This is a genomic window from Nocardioides pocheonensis, from assembly GCF_003725535.1.
Lineage (GTDB): Bacteria > Actinomycetota > Actinomycetes > Propionibacteriales > Nocardioidaceae > Marmoricola > Marmoricola pocheonensis.
In genome coordinates, this window is record NZ_RJSF01000007.1 from 246,623 (window position 1) to 247,554 (window position 932).

Consider the following 932-nt stretch of genomic DNA (forward strand, 5'->3'; position numbering starts at 1 on the left):
CTGGCGGCTGCGCGTGGGTTCCGGCGAGCCGCGAACGCCGCCGAAGCCGGACTCCTTGCGACCGCACTGGAGTGGGCGCACCTCCACGTCGTCTCGGACCTCGACGACGCGGCGACGCTGGTGACCGGCACCGGGCGGGACACCGGGATCCCGATAGCCGGCCAAGGTGCACCCCTGGTCAGTGAGTTCGCCGTCTGGGAGCTCGCCGCCGCGTTGGGTCTGTCCATCGAGTCGGGTCGGAACCTGGTCGCTCAAGCCCTCGAGCTGGCCCACCGGCTCCCGAAGACCTGGGCACGTGTGCAGGCCGGGTCGTTGGCGCCGTGGCGGGCCAAGCGGATCGCTGATGCCACCCTCCACCTCAACCAAGAAGCCGCAGCCTTCGTGGATGACCAGGTCTCGCCCTTTGCGCACAAGGTCGGACCCGCGCAGACCCAGCGGCTGGTCGACCAAGCGATCGCGTTGTTCATGCCCGAGCTCGCGGCCGAGCAACGCGACCGGTCGGCCGAGCAGCGGTACTTCACCATCGACCACGACCAGGTCTCCTTCGCCGGCACCAGCCGCGTGCATGGCGAGCTCGACCTCTCGGACGCGATCGACCTCGACGACGCCGTCCGGCGGGGTGCCGAACAGCTGGCGATGCTGGGCAACACTGAGTCGCTCGACGTGCGCCGGTCGTTGGCGGTCGGGATGCTGGCGCGCGGTGAGCAGGCGCTGGACTTCGAGAGTCCGGACCCGGTGGTTTCGGCAGGCTCAACCACCCGAGACGTGGGCTCAACCAGCCGAGCGCGGCGAGACGTGGTGCTGTACGTGCACCTCTCCGAAGCCGCACTGACCTCCGGCGACCCGCTCGCACCCGCCTGGGTCGAGAACGCCGGCGGGCACCTGGTCACTGCCGGGCAGGTCGCCGACTGGTGCGGGGTTTCGGCAGGCTC

1 protein-coding gene is annotated in these 932 nt (G+C 70.5%); it reads left to right on the forward strand.

Features of this window, described 5'->3' with window-relative positions:
• A partial coding sequence (locus tag EFL26_RS04340; protein WP_183408020.1) for a DUF222 domain-containing protein occupies positions 1-932 on the forward strand: 932 nt, incomplete at both ends.